Here is an 18,038-nt window from a genome sequence, read left to right on the forward strand (position 1 = left end):
TTTTATTGATATTGGAGATAGCAAGCGCTACCTCCAATATTTTTTACACTACTGCATTAATAAGCCCTTTCTCTACCCATATAAACATTTTTAATATTATATGTTGTATTGCCAGATGGACCTGGCGAGCCACTATCGCCCTCCATTTGCATATTAACGATGAGCCACATTGCTTTGTCAACCGAATTACTCATCACATGTCTCGCTACCCAGTTATTGTCAATATAGTAATGACATTCTACATCAGTAGCATTTATCTTATTGTACCAGCATTTGTAATTATGGTAAGAACCAGCATTAGAAACATTTGTTAATTTATTTTCCCAGCCACCATCGTAAGTATTTTGCCAATTGGTAGAACTTCCCTTAAATTCCATGATGTCGCTTTCGGGTGGCCACGAATTTACCCCAGTAATCCAAAAAGCTGGCCAGGTACCTCTATTAGTCGGTACTGCAAAATCGCCAGAAATGGTATAACTTGGAAACTGATCATTAATAAGTACCTGCTGTTTAGCATAACAGGCGCCAGAATTATACCAAATGGCCACATTTGTAAAGCCATTAGCAGTACTATTGCCTGGTGAACTGGATAATCTGGTTGCGGTGATGGTCATTGCTCCGCCACTTAATGAAATCTGGTTGTGATTCGTGGAGCTTCCTACCATACGTGCAGATCCATTGTGATCCGTGCCCCATGGATAATTATAATTCCACTTCGCCTCAAAGTTTCCGTAGCTGGCGAAGGATTCACCATCTATTAGCGTTTCCCAGGCTTTTACACTGCCGGCTTCCGCCTCAGTTTCCTTGTCTTTTTTGCATGATAAGAATGCTATCGATAAGCAAGCCAATAGCGCAATCGATCTGAATGTTTTGTGATTCCTCATTTCTTTTTTTTTAGGTTGATATTTGGTTAATTATTAAGATACTGCTGTTGTCTGTATTCCTCTTTCACCAAGCTTAAATGTTAATTGATAATGAATAATTCATTTAGTGATTTATAGGAAGCCAGGACAATCATATAATAAAGATGCTATGCAATGTACAATTGAGGTTGTCTTGGCAAATCGTTGTTGCGATGCTCATAATAAATTGGTTAGATCGTAATATTCAATAGATTATTACAGGTAATGAATTTTTAATGAGTCTATATTGTAACCAAATATACCCATAAAATCATCTATGAAATAGGGGGGTAAATAGTAAAAAAGGAGGGGTAAAACAATTTATTTTTTGAAAACACACTAGTTTTCATTAAGATAAGCTATAATGATACGTATCGAAAATTTAAGATAAATATCATTTTTAAAATGGAAACAAAGGTTAAAACAATAAAATGATCTGAAACCAAAAAACCGATCAATACTTCTCGTTTCAGATGAAATTTAACAATTAAGCCAATTTCTCTTCGATAAGTAATGATCGGTATAATGTTTTAAGTGTGGAATCTTAATCTAAAAGTGTCCAGGTTTTTCTGGCCTGAACTTGCTGTACAACTTGCTGTTCGGCAACTACTATATTTTCTTTGCGTTGACCGATGTATTCTAATCCACTCAGCTTATTCCAAAGTGCTACTAATACACTTAAGAAATCATTTACGGTAACCATAGATTGATTAATTTGTTTATGATCGTAAACCAGTTCTATCGTTTTGGCTAATAGTTCCTCGAAGTTTCCAGGTGTTACATCTTTCCATTCATAGAAATATTTAAGCAACTCTTCGCGCTCTTTAGGATCGATCAGTTTAACAGCAGTAAAAAAGATGTGTGCTAAACTAGAGAAATAACCAACTAATACCGTTGGCGATTCCCGGTACGCAACATTTCTGTATTCATAGAAAATCCCTGCAACGAAATCAACAATTTTTTCAGAAATTAACCTAATGTTCTTACCTAAGGGCGTAATGTTGTCTCTGCCGCTGGTTTTATCGATGATTTTGAATGAAGCCAATTGCAAATCATTCAATAAGGAATTAAATGTTTCATAATACCTGATCAATGCCGGGTGACTGGTAATAGTGGCGCTTGGCGGGATATAGGATTTATTAATTGTCATTCTTCCATTCTCATGGTAAACCTGGCCTATCGTTAAGAAATAATTATCTGGCATTTGGCTGGCAATCTCATTTTCAGGGAGAACCACAATATGGTATGCTTTGGCAAGTTCAGGATAACGCAACGGACTTTCTTCCGGATCTGGAGTGCCGGCTGGTACCCTGGTGAAAGGATTCACAACCAAAAGAATAAAATAATTACGGGGTTCTGATTGACCAAAATAATGACTATGCACTAAATTATCCATCGTATCACTTTGCAAAATATCAATATGAACCCCTTCCGGAGTGAGGGCATTGCAATATTTAACCCTTACTTCAATGTGATTGGTAGCCTTTTCTACAATTTCAATATCGTGCGAACTATTGTAGCCAACAATTGGCGGCAAAAACCCATAATTGCTGTTATGAATGTTTAGAGATATGGCATCCCTTACAAAATCTTGTAAATAAAGATCGTTCGCAGTAAAGTGATTACTGGATAATTTCATTCCATTAATCCAGTTGATCGACTTATGTTTTAGCGGCTTAATCATAGTAAAAATTTTTTAGAGGTTAAATAAAGATAGCGCTTTCTCCTACTTCGTTAGGTTTGTTAACGTTTTCGGTTACACGTTTCGCATAAATGGTCATTTTTTCTGAAATGCCGTTTTCAGTGATATCTAAATCCGGATCTATAAAAATATTTCTTTTAAAGAATGATGTTTTAATAAAGAATATCCATCTGTAACCATCCTGATCTTCATCTCTGAATTCAACAGGGTTTTTACCAAATTTAAGGTTGTAATCATCAATAAACTTATGGAACCAGATCCCAAAATTCATATTTTCTGGTGCTTTAACCTTAACCTTTAAGGGTTCAGGATCACTACTTTTTTTATAAAGCTCCAACTCTAAAACCAATAACTTATTAAAATCTACATGGTCCATGTTAATATCCAAAGGCGTTGAGGGATATTTCCAGATTTTGTAAATTTCTGAAGGAATACTGAGCAAAGAAACATAAGCCCACCAGAACATCAACGGTACAAAGAACCAGGCAATACTGCCAGCGCCCCACCAGCCGAAACGAACATTGCTGAGCCAATTGAAGGCCAGTTGATACAAGTAAACGGATAATATGGCTGAAACGAAAGTGGCAAAAAAGATAAATACCTTACGCTCCAGTACATCTTTTGGATAGTATTTTGTTAATAAATATACAAATACAGTTCCTGTAAGGATATAGAATATACAGCAAATGATATATCCCCAAGGCATGAAATTAAAGTTTAGAAAACCCAGGAAGCCGGGGATTGCTAAAATAATACCGATAAGGAGAACACTTATGATAAGTCTTTTGTTATTGAGGAATTGATTCTTTTTGTTAATGATAGAAAGTACCGCCGTTGAAACGATAAAAATCAGCGGGAATAGTAGAAAGCGAATAAAAAAAGATTGAACGTCCATTAATTTTTTTAGATGTGATGTGTTACAAATATAGTATCTTTAGTATTTGATTGTAATGCTAATTTGTTCTATAATATTAATTTAACCCTTAACAAACAAGCGGGCCGAAAGTTTAGATGAAAAAAGAAACTTTAATTCATAATGAACTCTTTACGGATTATAAAGCGGTGGCACATGCTGCTGACTTAATCGAACGTGAAGTAATAGATGCCGATTGCATAGAAATTATCCCCTTGGGTGCAGATAAGCGGGCATTTACTAAGGATATCGAAAATAGCACTGGTTATTATTCTGAAAAGAGGAGGCACGATCGTATCCGGATCAGTACCAACAGGGAAAGTTTATACGACATGTTGCCTGAAGGGCTCTTCCACAGACCACCAACGGGCAGTGCCGGGATGGATGAAGAATCGATGATTAAGGATATCAGAGACAGGAGGGAGGAAGAGAAACACGCCAGATTATTTTTTACCCCATTTGATGCAGAGATTAATCATGTAAGGATCATGACTGAGCTTTATGAAAATAAGCTTGATAAAAAAACCACTTATTCTGATTTAAGCCGGATTTTTGAATTTGGCTGGGATGAATTTCAATTGTTAAATAAAGAACAAAGCATTATCTGGATGCACTTGTTGCCAGAAATTCAGCAAAAAAGAAACGATATCAGCTTTGTATCTAAAGTGCTTACAGCCTTATTTAATTTGCCAATTCTTTTAGTTAATGCTACAGCAAATGCATCCCAGGTAAAAATTGCAGATGATCTCCAGATGCAACTCGGTAGTAGTGCTCTAGGTATCGATACCATTATAGGAGACAGTTTCACGCCGGACAATGAAGCCTACCACATCAATATCGGGCCAACCACACCACAAGAGCTTGTTAAATTTATTCCAGGTCAGCAGAACAGGGCTATTTTAGATATGGCCATCAGTTACCTCATGCCTATTGATGCTGAAGTAACTGTAGAGCTGCTTACTGCAATTGAATTGCAGGAAACCCTGCTCACCACTGATGGGGAAAGTGCTTACCTGGGCTACACGGTTTATATCTAGAATGTTTTGTAAACTGATGGTTTTAACAACATGCGGTAATGTATATTCATGGTACTTCTAAGTTTTAATTTAGCCAAGGTTAAACTCAATAATTCTTCCCAATCCTGAATAGTAAGTTTTTGATTTTCTGCAGGCTCAATGATGATATCAGTTGTTTTAATGAAACCAGCATTTGGTTTATTATCCATCATAATTCCTTTAGCTAAAGTAATTCCGTTAAGTTTTTGCCCCAGCTCGTAACGACAAAAATTAATCACATCAGCTTTGGTAATAATTCTGTCGGCTGTTGTTAATCCATATTTGTAGGCTTGTACCCTGTTACTCGCATTCAATTTTGTACGCCCGCCTTTCGTCTGGCTTAAGAAAAAGATGCTTTCAGCATTTACTTTATTGTTTTCATAAACAACCAATCGGCTGCCAGCATTGATGTGGTTAGCTTCTTCAGCCTGAGTTACCCAAATGTCTACAAATAAAATGTCGGCGTCGTCAATGGGTTTCAAGAGGATATAGCTCGGCAATTCTTTAATGTCTTTAAGAGCAGAACGGCTCTTCTGTTCAATCAGGGCGATGTTCTGTTCTAAATTTTTAAGAATAGTGCTCAAGAAATCGGGCCCGTAAGCAGAAAAAGCTGCTTTTTCATCCCGTAATAGTTCAAAAAGGTAATCAACCAATTCCTTTGCATTTCTGGTGTCAAAGCGCTCAGTTCCACCATACCTGATCGAAAATGAGCCATCGCCTTTTTCATTTTCATTGGTGTATGGAATTTCGTTGTAGCTGTTACCATGATTATCCTTCAGGTTTTCTATTGCCAGCATTTGATCTGTTTCTACAGTCTTTATCGGGATAATGTTATTCATGATTTTTAGCCGGTGTTTAATCTGGCTTAATCTTTTATTAACTACAGGAAAAGCATTAATATAAATATGAAGTTCATTCAGCATTTCCTGGTTAATGGCTGCCGGAAAAACCACTTTTAGCCACCTAACCTTTTTATCAATCTGATTGATGCCGGCAGGCTGAAAAATGTTGGCTAAAGCAGCTGGTAATTCTGGCTTATTATCGATATTGAAGTCATTCAGATCACCCAGGGTGATGAAACGGTTGCTGTAAAACTGTAAAATATCAGCCTTAATTAAATTGAGCAATTGTTTATGATGGAAAGGCGCTTCGATTTTGCCTGTTAAAGGCTCATCCATAAAACGTTCGGTGTAAGCACCGAGCTCATTATCTTTATAGAACCATTTTCCTAAAGATAACAGGTCGTAGGTATTTTCCGGTACTGAGTAATTCTTCCAGTCGAAAAATAAGTTAAGCTTATTAAAATCCATCCAATTCCTTATGCCACTTAAGCCAATGTAAATGGTGTTTTTTTCAACAGAAAAACCAGGAAGCGTATTCAGCAGCGGTTGTTTGTTCGATTGTTCTATATTGAAAAGCGTATTTCCGGTGGCTATATATTTTATGGAAGCATTATGAACTTTTACCGTATGTAAGGGACCAAAGAAAATATCAGCTTTTTTGGCTTTGTCATTTTCCTGCGGGATGTTTTTCTTAAATGCAAACTGGGTATATGGCGAAAGATAATCTTCCTCTTCAATGGGTCTGGCATGTATGATGGCATGCGCTGGTAAGGAAGATGTAAGGTGATCTGGCGCTAAGATTCTGCTGATTTTATCAAAGATTCTATTCTCCAGGTTTTTAACATCGTTGGCAACATTAAAAAGCTCATTGCTCAATGCCTCAATAATTAATTTTACCAGCGGATCGAAATCATTTGTATCCTTAATATTCCAGAAATCTTCTGCATTCTTTAAAATTCTATTTCGGATTTCATCTTTTGATGAATAAAAAACTGGTTTCATGTGTAGAATAATTGGTGCGTTTTAAACTTAAGTTGAAAGTGGACTAAGGAATAGCGCTGTATTAAAAAAATATTTTTCTCCTGTGGTTTTTATTAGTGCTCTAACGGTAATATCAACTTTCTTTTTTATCTCGGTTATCTTACGTAGTGGATATACATTTTCTACCTCCGTAATCCGAACTTCTACTGCAATGTTATCTATTCTAAATTCATAGTCAGAAATTGATTTTAGCAGTGATTTGCGAAACTTTTCTTCCCACAGGCTTTCGCTAACGATTAACTCAAAATCTAAATCCCAAATCTCACACCCAAAATCATTCCGGTAGCGGTGTTCGCCATAGCGGGTAAAAATGATTAATTCGATATGGTTCGAAATTGATTTTCCGAGGTCAGTTGGCTGAAGCCCAGTACCTGAAAATACGGAGTTAAATCTGAAGGGTTTATTAAAAAAATTTTCAGACATGGAAATTTGGCTTAAAGTTTGTTAAAAGTAAAATAAATTAATTCTCTTTTATAACCAAACACAAAATATAAAAAATTGTTATTGCAAAGTTAATCGAATGTGTTTGTGTGATTTTAAGTGATGTTGATTGTCAGATTAATTATTGTACCATTGCTATGTGAAACATTAAAAGTCTATGAAACCTATTAACGCCGTCGAAATCAGAAGCTCTTATACTAAGTTTATTCTGAACTTTTTATTCCTTACTCTTTTTTCCATCTTCTGTATTTACCTCTTTTTTGCTGCTTCTGATTATGAATATGCCTTACTTGATAAAAAAGTAAAGGAAGCAGAAAAATTATCTTACTTAAGAAAAGACATTAATACCAATTTCGATCTGATTCTGGTTCGATTCAAAGAACTTACCCAATATAGAGATTACAACGCAAATGAAATGAGTAAGCAAGGTATTTTGCTTGGCGATATTCAAACAGCAAACAACCGGATTAAAGATCTTATCTCTAGAAAAACTGAAGATAGCCCAAGTTTTGAATTGTATGGAAAACTAAACAACAATGTTGGTGCAATGGCCGATTTGCAGGATTCGTTAATCAAATCAAGGGGTGATATACAGCGGTATAAAGAACAAATAAACGATTGTCAGCGGGCTAATCAGTCTGCAGCGAATAGAATCAGAAACGGTAGATACGGCAAGTAATTAAATATTATGATTAAATTAAGCATAAAAGAAAGACGTGAACAATTCTTGTTTTTCGTGGCGCTGTTTGTTTTCACTGTCGGGCTATTAAGCTTCGGCATATTTTACAGCAATAAATCGAGATATGAAATTTCAAAAGAAGAACTTGAAGTCAAAATAAGTGAAAATGAAGTATTCGAAAACATGGTAAAAGAAACCATGCCTACGGTAGATACTACTTTCAAACAAATTACCCGTTATAATCCAAATGTACAGGCAGTATTTTTAAAAAACGATATTCAGCTATCGTTAGGGTCTATTAAAGCCGCGTTTGATCGCAAAGCATCAGATTCCCGCTATAAGATTTTTGTTCAAACGTCTCAACTGTATGATAGGCTTTTCTACGACAGACAAGAACAAAACAGAAATATCAGTGATATTGAACTACACAAAAGACAATTAGACGACTGCATTACTAACAGGCGACAATTGCAACAAACCATCTCTTCCCGATAAACCTCTAAACAAAACATAAAAACGCTACCTATGTCCGATTCAAACACCAAGCAAGTTAATTCAAATTCGCAGGGCTATGTTATTTTATACATCCTATTAGCAGTACTTCTTTTAACAGGCCTCATCTTTTTATTTAAAAGTTCTTTGTTCGAAAAAAGAGCAATTGAAGCTAGAATTTTAAAAGACGAAATCTATTTAAATGAAGATTTAGTCTTTACAGATAATACGCCAAAGGCTACCAAATGGCTATGGGAATTTGGTAATGGCGAAAGGGCCACAACGAAAACAGGTTCTTACCACTATACCAAGCCAGATACTTACATTGTACGCCTCACGGTTGATGGTGAGTTACGTCAGGAGTTTCCAATAACGGTAAGAGACACGGTAAGGGCGGTAGTGGTAGACAGCGTACTGACCATTAGTGGGCCAACAGCTGGTTTAGTTAATGAAGAAATAAGGTTAGAAGGAGATGGGGAAGGCAAGGATTTCGAATGGTCGTTCGGTGAAACCGGCCGGGTAGATGTTAAAGGGAAAACAGCTCTATACACTTACCGCGCTCCTGGGAAATATGTGGTTCGTCTTCGATCAGATAAAGCGCGTAAACCAGCGTATTTAACTATACTCATTACCGATCCTAATGCAGAAATTGTTGAAGATTTTGTAGCGCCAGGCGATGGTGAACGCAAAACCATCGATGATATCAGGGCCAGATTACAGGCAATTGCCAATGGTGCAGACTTCAACTCCAATTACTATTATCTCGTTAACAAATACATGTGCAACAACGAAAAAGTAACTGTAAATGTAGAAATGAACGGGAAGAAAAAGCAAACTGATATTTATTCGTATTGCATGGGTCTAACCTTTGGGGGTGAGATAGCAGTAGATGAGGCGCAATTAACTATCAAACCAAATTCTACCTGCGCCAGTTTATTAAATATTAAACAACATTCAGGAACCGCACAGCCGGCAACAACAGCAGCAACTGATGCGCCAGCTAAAACAAAATAGATTAACATCTTAACCTCATTCTAAAGCTCATCTACAACCATTATGAAAAAATATTATGCCTTAACCATCCTGTTTTTAGGAATATCCTTTGCCTATGCACAATCACCGGCATCGTTTGGCAAAAAAGTAAAATATATGCCTAAAGCCTATGAACGGCCAGCAGAAACCATCAATGTAAATGACAATACCAGCAATAGCAGTTTGCCCTGGATTGTTTTTTCCGATCGTGAAGACAATTACACTACTACTGCTCCCGGCGGTAGCCTGATTATGAAAAAAATAGGCTTCATGGAACCTTTTTATGTTTCGAAAGAGGAAAATGGCTATTTAAAACTGATCAAATACAAAGCAGGGATGATCAGAGGAAGAAAGATTACTGATAAAAAAAGTGCCATCAGTTATGGTTGGATTGCAAAATCAAAATTACTCTTATGGCAGCGTGCATTTTCTAACCAGAAAACTGGCTATGCAGAAAAATCAATTGGTATTGTTAACGGAAAAAATGCACTAACAGAGCCGAAATTTTATTTCGATACAACAGATTCTATATTGGTTTACAATACTCCCGAACTTAAAGACAGACGCACGAAAGTGAGGTTACATGAAATTTCTTACATCTACAAAAAATCTGAAGATGGAAAAAAATACTTAATTGGTTCTGATGATCAGCTGGTTGCCGATACCGCCTTAAAAAGTATTTACGGCTGGGTATCATCAGAAGTAGTACACAACTGGGGAGATCGTTTATATATCACTTCAGCTAAACCAACGAGTGATAATAGCGATGATTCTACCGCAGCCGCCATTAAAAGTGGCATTGATAAAGGAACAGCATTTGTGGTAGATCCTTTATTGCCGCAAGAAAACCTGATTTTAAGAAGTGTTCCGGTGGTTTCTGAGGATGCAGGTTCGTATGGTGTAGGAATTGCAGCAGACGTTTATAATAAAAAAGACAATAAAATCTTAACCATCAATGGATCGTTACTTTCCTATCAGGATTATTTAAAACTCCGTAAGAATAAAAATAAAATTAACGTACTGTTCGTGGTAGATGGCGGAAGTTCGATGACTAAATATCTCTCAGGAATGACCAACACCATATCTTCTTTTGAAAATATAATGGGTGATTTCGGAAAAGGAACAAACGTGAGTTATGGAGGCGTGGTATACCGTGGTGAAGCCGGATGTGCGTTACAAGGAATTTTTGTTAGTCCGATTCAGAATGACTATAGAAAACTGATGTCTTTTTTATCCAATCAGGCTAAAAATACGCTTAGATGTAATGGCGAAATTGCAGAAGGGCCAGTTTTCGAAGCTTTAAAAGCTGGCTTAAATCTATTTAAGGCCAAGAAAAATGAAACCAATTTAATTATATTAGTGGGAAGTACAGGAAACATTGGAGGAACAAATAACTATCTGATTAACGAACTGGGCGAACAGGTTGCGCAGGCAGATGCCAGAATTTTAGCACTTCAGGTATATAGCGATTTTAACCAATCATTTAATGATTTCGTCATTCAATCACGTAAATTAGTTTCTGAATCGGCCATCCGTGCAGCAGAATATAGAAAAAACACCATGGTTAAAGGTGAAGGCTTAAAAAGCTTCCAGCCTTATAACACAAGTTTGCAAGATTCGATTTCATATTATTTAGATTACCCTAAGAACAGCTTAATTCAAGGTGGGGTAGTTTTCCCAACCAAAGGATCAGTAAATTCCAACCAAAGCATGACCATCGCTCTGCGCCGTTTTGTAAAAGAAACCAATATGGATATTTACAATCAAATCAGTTCTCTGGATAGCGCATTTCGTTTAACGGGAATTTCGCGTAAAAATCTTTCATCCGAAGTAGAGGGTTTGCTTTCGCCACCAGTTGGCGCAGAAGTAGCAGATCGCATGCCGCATAATGCCTTTAAATATTATAGTACAGCAAACTTATCTGCAGATGTGGTGAAGAACCACCCATCAACATTGCAATATGCCATTGTACTTAATAATATGGAATACAAACAGATTGTTGATGTTTTCTCGATTATGTTAGGACAAAATCTTCAGGCAGATCAATCTTCTTTCAGAAACAAGTTGGTTAAAAACTATATTAAAATGCCGAAACAGTTGTTAGGAATGAAAACATCTTCTGGTGAGGTAAAGGCAATGACTTTAGCTAACTACATTAAACTGGTAACGGGTTTGCCTTTAAACAACGAATTTTTAGCGAAGTATAAGGTTGGTGATTTAAAAAGCACCTCAAAAATGCCACTCGATCAATTTGAAAACTACATTAAATTGTTAAATCAATCTGTTGAGCAAATTAAAAGAGCTACCCAGATTGAGCAGCAATTTCTATCAAACGGCAAAATATATTATTACATCACCGAAAATAATTTTAACCCGGCAGTATTGCCAAAAACCAACTAAGGGATATGGCAATTACAAATCTAAGTGAATCGGTAAAAACAGCACTGCACATTGCGCAGTCATTGGCTAAAGAATATAGAAATGAAGTTTTTACTGCTGCGCATCTGCTTAAGGGCTTGATGCATAAAGACGTTGGTTTAAGATCTTTTATTACTTCCATCGGGAAGGATGAGGAGTATATCAGTGAGTGGGCAGAAGTTCGGATTGAGGAGCTGGCAAAATCTGCAGGTTTAAGTGATACCGTTAGTGGTGCTCCGGAAATTGCAGTAATTTTCGAAGAGGCAGATAATGTACGTATTAAGTTGGGCCTCGATTTAATCACTCCAGTTTGTGTACTTACTGCATTAGCAAAGCCAGGAATAGGTTTTCAGCCAGATCAGTTAAAGTCTTTTCCCATAAAAGAGCGAGAAATTTTAGACCTCTATGTAAAAGACGAAGAAATTTCGAGAGCAGTTTCGCCGGATAAAACAACGCCTGGTGCCGAAAATAAAAATACAGGCAATGCTTTATATAAATACTGCATAGATCGTTTGCAGATGGTTCGTGATGCGAAGACTGATCCGATTATTGGCCGCGATAAAGAAACCCGGATGATGATGGAAATCCTTTGCCGCAGAACCAAACCAAATGTAATCCTAACAGGCGATGCCGGGGTAGGTAAAACAGCTTTGGTAGATGGCTTCGCTATTGATATTGTAAACCAGAATGTACCTGATAGCTTAAAAGCAGTTCAGCTTTTTGAGCTTGATCTGGGATCGCTCATCGCTGGTGCATCTTACAAAGGCGAAATTGAAGACCGTTTAAAGAACATCATCAAAGAAGTAAAGCAGTTTGAAAAAGCAGTGCTTTTCATCGATGAAATTCATACATTATTAGATAGTAAAGGTCCGCTGGGCGCTGGTATTGGCAATTTGTTGAAACCAGAGTTAGCCAGAGGTGAAATAACCGTAATCGGTGCAACTACAATTGACGAATACCGCAAAATTATTGAGCCGGAACAGGCCTTTAGCAGGCGTTTTGAAGTGCTTCAGGTAAACGAACCAAATGAAGAAAGTACCATAAAAATGTTGCAAAAATTAGCAGTTAAGTATGAAGAACACCATACTTTGAGCATTGAGCCTGATGCTTTGGGCGAATGTGTTCGTTTGGCTAAACGCTACATGAAAGACAGAAGGCTCCCAGATTCTGCATTTGATTTGCTGGATAGAACGATGGCCGCCATGAAAATGATGAATGATACTTCTAACCAGGTTATTGATAGTTTAGAGTCAGATCTGGAGGCTTTAAATACCAATGAAGAGCAATCAGAAGCTGATCAGTTTGCGGATTATAAATGGCTATTTTCTCTACTACAGGCCAAATTAAGCCCCGTTCTATTGGGACGTTTAACAGATGAAACCCAAACGGATGCTTTTGAAACTGCCGATGAATACAAAGGATATATTAACAGCAGCCTCCAGGAATTGAAGAAATACGCTGCGGAAAAAAGCGACAAAATCACCAAGCAAGATATTGCCTCAATTGTCGCCTATAAAACAGGCATTCCAATGGGTAAGTTGCAGGCAGGGGAGAAGGAAAAGTTGCTCAACATGGAGCAATACCTAAAAAAACGTGTGGTAGGTCAGGATCAGGCACTTAAAGCAGTTTCAGATGCAATCTTAGAATCGCGAAGCGGATTAAATAAAAAAGGCCAACCCATTGGATCATTCTTTTTATTAGGGCCAACGGGAACGGGTAAAACGGAATTGGCCAAATCTATAGCCGAATTCTTGTTTAATGATGAAAAGGCAATGATCAGGTTTGATATGTCTGAATTTAAAGAAGAACACAGCGCTGCTTTACTTTATGGAGCGCCTCCAGGATATGTAGGTTATGAAGAAGGTGGTTTGCTGGTGAACAAAATCAGACAACAGCCCTACTCAGTACTATTATTTGATGAAATTGAAAAAGCACATCCCTCGGTTTTTGATACGTTTTTACAAATTTTAGATGAAGGCCACATGCACGATCGCTTGGGGAAAGAAGGAGATTTTAGCAATTCGCTAATTCTTTTTACTTCTAATATTGGTAGCGAATGGATTGCAGAACAAATTGGAAAAGGTGTTATCCCTGCTTCTAACCAATTAATGGAAGTAATGGCTGGCCATTTCCGCCCGGAATTTTTAGCCAGAATTTCTGAAATAGTTCCTTTTGCACCAATAAATGAAAGCAATGTGGTACGCATTTTTGAAATCCAGTTAAGTAGTTTGGTTCAGTCGCTAAACAAAATGGGCATCGAATTTGAAATTGCAGAAGATGCGAAGAAAATGATTGCTTTAGATGGTTTCACACCTAAATATGGTGCAAGACAATTATCCGCAGTGATTAGAAATCTATTACGCCGCCCGATCTCCAAATACATTATTTCTGGCGAGTTAAAAAAAGGATCGAAGATTCATGTGAGTAAACATCCTGAAGAGGATAAATTGGAATGGAATATTATTCATCCGGAAGTGGCAACATTGGAACAAAAATTGAGTTAAAACGTTAACTATTATATTATTAGAAAAATTTAACCTTAAACCTAAAACTACATACTATGTTTAATTATGAAATTGGTGGAAACGAGCGAAAAATAGATACCTCGGAAGCTTTCGCAGAAATTGCCCACAATAAAACGCTTTTTGTACAAAAATTAACAGATAACGAACCCATCAAACCAGAAAAGGTTGAAGGATTGAAAACAGTTAAGGAAGTTTTTGAACACTATAAACCAAATGTGAAAGTAGCTTTCGAAAAACAGGATGGCTCTACCGTTGGCGAAACGATCAACTTTAACGATTTAAGTGATTTCGGTGTGAAAAATATCATCAGCCAAAGTAATTACTTAACTAACGTGAACATTGAAAGAGAAATGTCTCTTAATGTAATCAAACAATTAAAATCGAATAAAACATTAAAAGCTACGCTTGATGATGAAGAAACTAAAAGTGCTTTCATTAGTGCTTTGAAGAACTTTGTGGATGAATTGGAGCAAAATAAATAATCTAAACGCTAAGAAAACATGTCAAATCCTCAAGAATTAAACGCAGACCAAAATATATCTCAGGCAGGTTTCAAATCTGCTGAAGGAAGAACCGTAGAAAAAACAACACTTAAAGATAACTTAGAAAAACTAGCCAGAGTTGGTGGTTTCGATTTATTAGAAACTACTGTTGATGGACTTCAGAATCTAAACCCTGAAAGAAAAGCCAGAAAGCAAATCTTTTTAACGGGAGATGAGAAAAGGAAAGAACGAGAAGAACTGAAAAAGAAAATTCAGCTCTGGATCGATGTACTTGAATCTTCATCATCAGTTGCAGATATGGTAGAAAAAAGCACTGAAAAGCTTAACGCTGCCGAAGAAAACCTGAATAAAAACATTGGAACAGCGCTTGAAAGTTCAAGAGAGCTGGAACAAGCTTACAGATCTGTTCATTTATTCTATAAAAACACGGAATCTGATAAGCTTAAAAATGTAGTGCTTTTAAACGCATCGATGGATCAGATCAAAGATTTGGATAACCCACGTTTTATTGATTACGTTGATGATGAGCTTAAGCAAAATTACGATCGTTTAGATTTGCGTAAAAACTATTCATTAATGGTTGTTCCTGGTTATATGGGATCGAACAAAGTTTTGGAGCGTTGGGGTAAAATTGCACATAGCAATAAAGCCATGCTGGTAACCGATTTTGCAGATTTAGATCAGCCGGATGATGTTTTGGACTTATTTACTGCAGCCAACTTCACAGGTGCAGATGCTTTCCGTTCGAACGTAATCATGACTTGTAACTGGCTGGTAGGTAGAGGTAAAGTTGCCGAAGTAGGAGAAGAGGATGATTTAACTGTTCCTGGATCGGCTGCTCTAGCTGGAAAAATGTATTACACATTAATGTCTCAGGTTACTGCCGGTAAAAAACATGGTGCTATAAATGAAGTAGATGGCGTTAAGTTTGACTTGAAGAAAAGTGAAATTTCACACCTGGAAAGAGTTGGTTTAGTACCAATGGTAAACGAATACGGAAAAGTAATGGCTTTCTCTGCCAAAACGTTGTTTAATGGCGATAACATCGGCTTGCAAACTTATTCGGTTGTGCGGGTATTTGATTATATCACCAAAGTATTATTCGATTTCTTAAATAGAAGAGCTTTTGAAAACTGGACTTCTAAAACAGAGCAGGATTTAAGAGGTCAGATTGTGAAGTTTTTAGATGGGATTCAGGGAGCAGATCGTTTAATTGAAAGGTTTAAAATTATGCGTTTTGAACGCGATGAACAGCAAAAAGACAGAATTCATTTAGATATCCATATTACGCCATATTTCCCTGCAAAAAGTTTCGTAGTGAAATTAGATGGACACAAAGGTGAAGACGAGAATACAACCTGGGCATCGGAATATAATCAACAATAACCAGAATATTTAAGTATGTGCTTTGAATAAAATGGGCTGTTGAGACGATTAAAAGGCCATTCAGTTAGCATCAAACTGAATTTGGTAACTGAAATGCGTTGAAAGCTGCCTGTAAATAAAAAATGGAGACCTGATCATTGCGATCAGGTTTTTTTGTTTTTGATGCATTAGGTTAACAAAAACTTTATAGTTTTGTAACATCTACCGCCTCACAAGCTAAATACCAATTATAAATGAAGCAAGTACTTATCCTGAATGGGGATATAGAAAAGACGGTATCCACAGATTTTTTGATTAATGCCTATAAAAATGGTGCAGAAAGCTCTGGCGCTACGATTAGGGAAATTGCCATCATCGACCTTATTTTTAATTCTAACAAGCTCTTTAATAACCGGCAGATCGCAGAACTTGAACCTGACTTGCAGAAAGCTTTAAATGCCATCAGGCAGAGCAATCATATTGTTTTATTTTGTCCGGTTTATGTAGATCACATTCCTGCAAAAATCAAAGGATTTTTTGATCGCTTATTTATGCCCGATCAAATTTTCACGACTCAAAATCAGAACATCAATAATAATTTTAGTGGCCGTTCTGCAAGAATAGTTTCCATTTTAGATGAAGCAACTTTCAAAGAATGGAAAGCAAATAAAAAAACCACTTACCTGGCTATAAAAAAAGCTGTTTTTGAGAAGTGTAAGATGACTCCGGTATTGACCAATACAATTGGAGAATTACATTCTTTAGAAAATCATTATAGTCAAAAATGGGTAGCCAAAATGGAAAAATTTGGTGTTCAACTCATCTAAAATTCAAATTCGTTTAGAGGTTATGCCCTAAAGTGCTACACATTGTGGAGAATTGCTACAGTTATATGTGTTTGTCTTTTTTCGTTTGTCTGTCTACGTAGGAAATATTTATAGAATTTTTCCACATTTTTCCCTTGTAATATTTCGCGCTTGAAGCTATACCAAAGGGATATTTTCAATTTTCTCAATTAAATCTTGAGGTGTTTATGCTTTGCACATCAGTTATTTAATTAACTGCTGGCTTGATATTTGGGTAGAGTTCGTTACGGTAGCTTGGCTACATAACCAAATTTTTCACCATTAAATTTAGACACTATGGCTTTCAAAGCTAGATTGAATTTTTCGGGCAAGGAGTATGATGTACTTCATTGCGCGTATGCGTTAAACCGCGATGTAGATGCTAAAGGAAGACCTTCTTCCGGAGTTTACGGCGGTACCATCGACATTGAGATCGAATCAACAGAAGATACTTCAATTATCGAAGCGATGGTAAATAACCAATACAAGCCTATTACAGGAACCCTTCTGATTAAAAAGACGGAAGAAGATGCTAAAATGAAAGAGGTTGATTTCGAAGACGGCTACATTGTGAAATATTCCGAAGGAATTAACATTGTGGGTGATCATCCGATGACGCTTAAATTCCAGATTTCAGCCAGAAAGTTGAAACTTGGTAATGCAGAGCATCTAAACGACTGGCCTAAAGCGTAGAAGGGGTTAGTATTGTTTAGCGTTTAGTGTAGTTTAGTTAGATATTTGTTCTAACCCATCTAACCCTATAACCTATCTACCCTTTAACCCCAATTCATTCATTTTAAAAAAATTAAAACTTACAACAATGGCATTTAAAACCAGATTAACACTAGGTTCAAAGGAATTTGACGTATTACAGTGCAGCTTTTCATTAAATAGAGATGTAGACGCAAAAGGTCGTCCTTCATCAGGCGTTTATGGTGGTACCATTAATATTGAAATTGAATCTACTGAAGATACTTCGGTAATTGAATCAATGGTAAATAATCAATATAAACCACAATCAGGAACAATCACTTTCAAAAAAGGTGAGGAAGATTCTAAAATGAAAGAACTTACTTTCGAAGATGGTTACATTGTTCAATATAGCGAGGGTATTGCCGTAAATGACAATACACCAATGACACTTACTTTTGTAGTATCAGCGAGAAAACTCAAATTGGGTAATGCAGAACATGAAAACGACTGGCCTAAAGCTTAGTCAGATTTAACAGCATAAAATCTATCAAAGCGATTGGTTCTGCCAGTCGCTTTTTTCTATCAGATTT

Annotated in this window: 16 protein-coding genes; 11 read left to right on the forward strand and 5 right to left on the reverse strand. The window is 36.7% G+C overall.

Annotation, left to right across the window (positions count from 1 at the left end; all coding sequences use genetic code 11):
• Positions 1-56: 56 nt before the first annotated feature.
• From ACN1CD_RS02410 to ACN1CD_RS02420, 3 genes are all read right to left on the reverse strand, one after another.
• Positions 57-884 (reverse strand): glycoside hydrolase, encoded by an 828-nt coding sequence (locus ACN1CD_RS02410; protein WP_419128651.1) that lies wholly within the window; start codon positions 882-884, stop codon positions 57-59.
• Between the two features lie 562 nt (positions 885-1,446).
• Complete coding sequence (locus ACN1CD_RS02415; protein ID WP_419128652.1) at positions 1,447-2,586, reverse strand: hypothetical protein; 1,140 nt, start codon at positions 2,584-2,586, stop codon at positions 1,447-1,449.
• A gap of 19 nt (positions 2,587-2,605) precedes the next feature.
• Positions 2,606-3,499: a TssN family type VI secretion system protein gene (locus ACN1CD_RS02420; protein ID WP_419128653.1), complete on the reverse strand. Its 894-nt coding sequence runs from the start codon at positions 3,497-3,499 to the stop codon at positions 2,606-2,608.
• A gap of 116 nt (positions 3,500-3,615) precedes the next feature.
• On the opposite strand from ACN1CD_RS02420, the gene ACN1CD_RS02425 reads away from it, so the two are divergent.
• Positions 3,616-4,554 (forward strand): type VI secretion system baseplate subunit TssG, encoded by a 939-nt coding sequence (locus tag ACN1CD_RS02425; protein ID WP_419128654.1) that lies wholly within the window; start codon positions 3,616-3,618, stop codon positions 4,552-4,554.
• Here the strand turns inward: ACN1CD_RS02425 and ACN1CD_RS02430 are convergent.
• Entirely contained in the window at positions 4,551-6,416 is a 1,866-nt protein-coding gene (locus ACN1CD_RS02430) for a hypothetical protein (protein ID WP_419128655.1), read from the reverse strand. The two genes, ACN1CD_RS02425 and ACN1CD_RS02430, sit on opposite strands and share 4 nt — an antisense overlap.
• Before the next feature lie 27 nt (positions 6,417-6,443).
• Positions 6,444-6,878: a GPW/gp25 family protein gene (locus tag ACN1CD_RS02435; RefSeq protein ID WP_419128656.1), complete on the reverse strand. Its 435-nt coding sequence runs from the start codon at positions 6,876-6,878 to the stop codon at positions 6,444-6,446.
• 175 nt (positions 6,879-7,053) lie between these two features.
• Here ACN1CD_RS02435 and tssO (ACN1CD_RS02440) point away from each other — a divergent pair, with 175 nt between their 5' ends.
• From tssO (ACN1CD_RS02440) to tssD (ACN1CD_RS02485), 10 genes are all read left to right on the forward strand, one after another.
• The gene (tssO, locus tag ACN1CD_RS02440) at positions 7,054-7,575 is read left to right on the forward strand and encodes a type VI secretion system TssO (RefSeq protein ID WP_419128657.1); all 522 of its coding nucleotides are present in this window, start codon (positions 7,054-7,056) and stop codon (positions 7,573-7,575) included.
• 9 nt (positions 7,576-7,584) lie between these two features.
• Positions 7,585-8,070, forward strand: a complete 486-nt coding sequence (tssO, locus tag ACN1CD_RS02445) for a type VI secretion system TssO (RefSeq protein WP_419128658.1) — start codon at positions 7,585-7,587, stop codon at positions 8,068-8,070.
• A 30-nt stretch (positions 8,071-8,100) separates the two neighbouring features.
• Positions 8,101-9,081: a PKD domain-containing protein gene (locus ACN1CD_RS02450; RefSeq protein WP_419128659.1), complete on the forward strand. Its 981-nt coding sequence runs from the start codon at positions 8,101-8,103 to the stop codon at positions 9,079-9,081.
• A 42-nt stretch (positions 9,082-9,123) separates the two neighbouring features.
• Complete coding sequence (tssR, locus tag ACN1CD_RS02455) at positions 9,124-11,499, forward strand: type VI secretion system protein TssR domain-containing protein (RefSeq protein WP_419128660.1); 2,376 nt, start codon at positions 9,124-9,126, stop codon at positions 11,497-11,499.
• Between the two features lie 5 nt (positions 11,500-11,504).
• On the forward strand, positions 11,505-14,021 hold the full coding sequence (locus tag ACN1CD_RS02460) for an ATP-dependent Clp protease ATP-binding subunit (RefSeq protein ID WP_419128661.1): 2,517 nt from the start codon (positions 11,505-11,507) through the stop codon (positions 14,019-14,021).
• Between the two features lie 56 nt (positions 14,022-14,077).
• The gene (locus ACN1CD_RS02465) at positions 14,078-14,524 is read left to right on the forward strand and encodes a hypothetical protein (protein ID WP_419128662.1); all 447 of its coding nucleotides are present in this window, start codon (positions 14,078-14,080) and stop codon (positions 14,522-14,524) included.
• Between the two features lie 18 nt (positions 14,525-14,542).
• Positions 14,543-15,931 (forward strand): DUF5458 family protein, encoded by a 1,389-nt coding sequence (locus ACN1CD_RS02470; protein WP_419128663.1) that lies wholly within the window; start codon positions 14,543-14,545, stop codon positions 15,929-15,931.
• Positions 15,932-16,164: 233 nt separating this feature from the next.
• Positions 16,165-16,737, forward strand: coding sequence for an NAD(P)H-dependent oxidoreductase (locus tag ACN1CD_RS02475; RefSeq protein ID WP_419128664.1), 573 nt, complete (start codon positions 16,165-16,167; stop codon positions 16,735-16,737).
• 315 nt (positions 16,738-17,052) lie between these two features.
• On the forward strand, positions 17,053-17,448 hold the full coding sequence (tssD, locus tag ACN1CD_RS02480; protein ID WP_029281978.1) for a type VI secretion system tube protein TssD: 396 nt from the start codon (positions 17,053-17,055) through the stop codon (positions 17,446-17,448).
• Between the two features lie 127 nt (positions 17,449-17,575).
• Positions 17,576-17,971: a type VI secretion system tube protein TssD gene (gene tssD, locus ACN1CD_RS02485; RefSeq protein ID WP_154279629.1), complete on the forward strand. Its 396-nt coding sequence runs from the start codon at positions 17,576-17,578 to the stop codon at positions 17,969-17,971.
• The last annotated feature ends 67 nt before the right edge of the window (positions 17,972-18,038 follow it).

Source organism: Pedobacter sp. N23S346, from assembly GCF_048515415.1.
Taxonomy (GTDB): domain Bacteria; phylum Bacteroidota; class Bacteroidia; order Sphingobacteriales; family Sphingobacteriaceae; genus Pedobacter.